This window comes from Dietzia sp. SYD-A1, from assembly GCF_015356725.1.
Lineage (GTDB): Bacteria > Actinomycetota > Actinomycetes > Mycobacteriales > Mycobacteriaceae > Dietzia.
On record NZ_JADDKI010000492.1, the window covers coordinates 1 to 4,198 of the forward strand.

A 4,198-nucleotide genomic window follows, 5' to 3' on the forward strand; every position below is an offset into this window, starting at 1 on the left:
GGCCACCACGGCGCGGACGGTCCGTTGCAGCCACGCACCGACGGCCAACCCTGCGGTGAGCGCCGGGAGCACGAGGATCTGCGGCCGGTCCAGTGGGCTCCCGCCCAGTGGGACGAGCGAGACCGGTGGGAGCAGGCCGAGCCGGACCGACAGGACCGACACGAGAATCACGGCGAGGACGAACTCCGGGGTGGCGAGCACCGCCGCCGCGGTGAGTGAGGTCGCCCGGTCCGTACGGGACCCGGCGCGGGCACCGGCGAGCACCCCGCCGCCGAGTCCGGCCACTACTGCCACGGGGATCGCCGCGAGCAACAGCAGGCCCGTCCGAGCCAGGGGCTCCCTGATCTGATCGACGACAGGCGTGCCCGAGACCGAGAGTCCCGGGTCACCCCGGAGCATCCCCGCCAGCCACTCGGCAAAGCGCTCGGCCACCGGGAGGTCGAGTCCGAGCTCGGCCCGTCGCCGGGCGAGCCAGGAGGCGTCGGTGGTGACGTATGACGCCGTCGCGGCATCTCCGGGGAGTGCGTCGACCAACCAGAACGCCAGCACGACGGTGACCGCCAAGGTGAGGAGCGTCTGGGCGATCCGCACCGCGGCGCGTCTGGGCGTCATCAGTCGGGGCGGGACCCGAAGAACGGTGCGGACTGGCTCGAGGGGACGTCACCAGCGGCGTCGGTGGTGGCGTTGAGGAACGGCTGGTATCCCCAGATGAGCTGGCCTCCCCGCTCGGACACCTCCGTGGCGAGCGCTGCGACCGCCGCCTGCCGTTCGGCGTCGTCGGTGATGGCCGCGGCGTCGGCCAGGCGCCGGTCCCACGCCGCGTCGGCGCCGAATCCGTCGAGGTTGAAGCCACCGGCGGTACCCGTGGTGAACGGGAGCGCGGTGGCCGTCGAACGGTTGACCCAGTAGAGGGAGAACAGCGGCAACTCCATGAGTCCCGGGATGTCGGCGAAATAGGCCGCCGGGTCCCGACGCTCCAGAGTGAGGGTGAGTCCGGCCTCGCGGGCCTGGGTGACCAGGAGCTCGGCGGCGTCGTTGAGGCCGGGAACCACGTCGGAGGTCACCAACGTCAGGTCGTCGACCCCGGCCTCCGCGAGGATGGACCGTGCCCGGTCGACGTCACGGGAGATCTCGGACAGCTCGTCGGGATAGCCGCTGATGCCTTTGCCCAGGACGTCCTCGCCCACGACGGCGCCCTGGCCGAGGACGGTGCCGACGAGCGTCTCCCTGTCGACCAGCAGCTTGAACGCCGTCCGTACCCGCTCGTCGTCGAACGGCGCGATACGGGTGTTGAGGATGAGGCCGAGCGCCTTGGAGTCCGCCGGGCCTCCCTCGGTGATGCGGGCCGGTTCGGCCACCGTCCGCGCGGCGGTCACCGGGAGGTCGTTGGCGTAGTCGACGTCGCCGGAGACCACGGCCCGGGCTCGCGCATCCGGGTCCGGGACCGACCGCACCTCGAGTCGGTCGATGCCGACGCCCGGGTGGTGGGGGTTGGGTGTGAAGACCCACCCGTCCTCGGACGATCCGGACTCGAGGACGAACGGACCCGATCCGATGCCGGAGTCGGGGTCGCCGTCCTTGAACACGCCGCTCTGCGGGGCCAGGACAGCCTCGACGAAGTCTGCGCGCGGAGCGCTGAGGTGCAGCTCGAGCGTGCGCTCGTCGACCGCACGGGACGCCGCGGTGTCCAGTGGGGCGAGGAAGGACCCGGCCATCGGGGACGCGGCCGTGTAGACCAGCGAGGCGAGGGCGTCCTCGGCGGTCACCGGTGAGCCGTCCGAAAAGGTGGCGTCGGGCCGGAGCCGGACCGTCCACACATCCGCCGCGTCGTTGGAGGTGATCGACTCGGCCAGCTGGGATACCGGCTCGTTGTCGAGGAGGACCACCAGGGAGTCGTACAGAGCGAAGATGCCCACCCAGGCTCCCGGTGAGGTCGCCGCGGCGGGGTCGAGCGTGTCCCCCGGGGAGACCATCGCCGCCACACGGACGGTGCCCCCGTCTCCGCCTGTGCCCGAGCCGGTCCCGGTGCCGGTCCCGTTCGCGCCTCCGTCCTCGGTGGCGCAGGCGCCCAGGGCGAGTCCGGCGCCGGTGACGGCACCGGTGACGGCGATGAGACGGAGGAAACCGCGGCGATCCATGAGAGTGGTGATCCTTAGGTGAGTGGGTGGTGACGGGTGGGGTGGGACTGCGTCAGCCGAGACCGGCCTGGGCGCGGAAGAGGTCCTGGTCGATCCACAATCCTGCGGCCTGTCCGGCGGCGACGGCGCGGGCCACGAACGCCAGCGGTACGGGGTCATCGCGACGACGGGCGCAGTCGCCGGCCGCGAACACGCGTGGGTCCGACGTGCGCTGTTGCCAGTCCACCAGGATGTGCGCGCCCTCGGTCTCGAGATCGAGGCCCAGCACGGAGTCGCGCGGTTGCTCCCGGGGGGTGTGGAAGACCGCACCGAAGGTGAGGTCCTCGTCGCCGACCGAGACCGTGAGGGCGCCGTCGGTCCCGCCGAGCTCGGTCACGGGCCGGTGCTCGAGCCCAACGCCATTGCGCGCGAGCGTCTCGCGGATCTCGTCCGGGACCGGATGACCGTTGGTGAGCAGGGTGACGTCGCGGGAGAAGTGGGTGGCCAGATAGACCGCCTGCAGTCCGGGTTGGGCCGGGTTCTCCGGGGCGTCGGTGAGGACGGCGAGTCGCCGCCCGTCGACCTCGTGGCCGTGGCAGAACGGGCAGTGGTAGACGCCCTGTCCGAAGCGCGCCGCCACACCGGGGATCCCGCTCACGTCGTCTCGGACCCCGGCGGTGACGAGCAGCCGTTCGGCCAGGAATGATCTGCCATCCGAGGTGGCGAGACTGACCGGTGTGTCGGGGCCGGTCACCTCGATGCCCGTCACGGTGGAATGCACGATCTCGACGTTGGGATGACCGGCGACCTCCTCCATCCCCGTCCTGCGCAGGTCCTTCGGGGACCTGCCGTCGAGGCCGAGATACATGTGCATCTCGGTCGCGGGGGCGTTGCGCGGTTGGCCGGAGTCGACCAGAACGACCGTCCGCTTCTGGCGGCCCAGGACGAGCGCCGCCGTGAGCCCGGCCGGACCGGCTCCGATCACGGCGACCTCGACTGCGTCGGGGATGGGTGAGGACATGGCGGCTCCCTGGTGGTGGTGCGAGGACGCGCGGACCCCCCTTCCAACAACGGGGAGACGGGCAACGACTGTAGAGACTCTATTGATAACGAGACTCATTATCAATAGAGTCGTGCCGGTGTCGCCGTGGTTCAGTCCGGACAGCGACGCTTTGTGTTGTGAGCGAGAGGTGGGGCATGCCGTCGAGTTGGTCCGTGGTCGAAGCTGCTGTCTGCGACGTCCTGGAGGTCGACTCGGTGGGCCCGGGGACGCTGGTGGACCTGGGGCTGGACTCGCTCTCGGCGGTGCGGCTCCAGCGGCTGCTGGTGGAGCGCACGGGGGTGAGGATCCCCCTGCGGGACTTCGTCGGAGACATCGACCTGACGACACTCGAGCGGAGATGTGCGGCCGGGCCGGTGTCCGCGGAGAAGGTGGCCGCGGAGGTGTCGACGGCGATGACGCCCGCCGACGCGGGCGGTCAGGAGGTCCCGGATACGTTCGCTCTGACTCCCGTACAGGGCACCTATTGGGTCGGCCGGGGTGACGACTACCCGCTCGGCGGCGTCTCGACGTACTTCTACTCCGAGTACGAGTTCGTGCTGCCTGCCGGGACTGACGCCCTCACCACCGTGGGAGAGCTCGAGTCGGCGTGGAACCGCGTGGTGGCCCGCCACCCGATGCTCCGGGCGGTGGTGGGACGCGACGGCGTGGGCCGGGTGCTCGACGATCCGGGGGCCCACCGGTTCGAGATCGTGGATCTCCGCTCGCACCCCGACCCACAGGCTGCCGAGGATGAGGCGCGGCAGGACCTGTCCCACCGTCGCGCGCCCGCCCACCGATGGCCGGTGCACACGTTCGCTGCCGTAGTGCGGCCCGACGGGTCCCTGGTCCTGTGCGTGGGGTTCGATGTGTTGCTCATCGACTTCCCCGGGATACGGCGAGTGCTCGACGAGTGGGGTTCGGAACACCGGCACGAACGCTCGGGTGAGAGCGCGGAGGGCCGCGGGGTGAGGGCGGCGCCCCCGTCTGCCGTGCCCCCACCCGCCCTGCCACGCACCGAGGCCGCCGAGCGGGACGCCAT

Annotated in this window: 3 protein-coding genes and 1 pseudogene; 1 reads left to right on the forward strand and 3 read right to left on the reverse strand. The window is 71.2% G+C overall.

The window, feature by feature from the left end; all coding sequences use genetic code 11:
• The 3 genes and pseudogenes from IY392_RS15980 to IY392_RS15990 all read right to left on the reverse strand — a co-directional run.
• A pseudogene (locus IY392_RS15980) lies at positions 1-612 on the reverse strand (ABC transporter permease); the annotation flags it as partial.
• A complete protein-coding gene (locus tag IY392_RS15985; protein ID WP_194861748.1) occupies positions 612-2,138 on the reverse strand; it encodes an ABC transporter substrate-binding protein in 1,527 nt (508 codons plus the stop codon). The pseudogene IY392_RS15980 and the gene IY392_RS15985, both read right to left, overlap by 1 nt.
• A 52-nt stretch (positions 2,139-2,190) precedes the next feature.
• Positions 2,191-3,138: an NAD(P)/FAD-dependent oxidoreductase gene (locus IY392_RS15990; RefSeq protein WP_194861749.1), complete on the reverse strand. Its 948-nt coding sequence runs from the start codon at positions 3,136-3,138 to the stop codon at positions 2,191-2,193.
• A 194-nt stretch (positions 3,139-3,332) separates the two neighbouring features.
• Between IY392_RS15990 and IY392_RS15995 the strand changes: the two genes are divergently transcribed.
• A partial coding sequence (locus IY392_RS15995) for a phosphopantetheine-binding protein (RefSeq protein WP_309234202.1) occupies positions 3,333-4,198 on the forward strand: 866 nt, incomplete at its 3' end.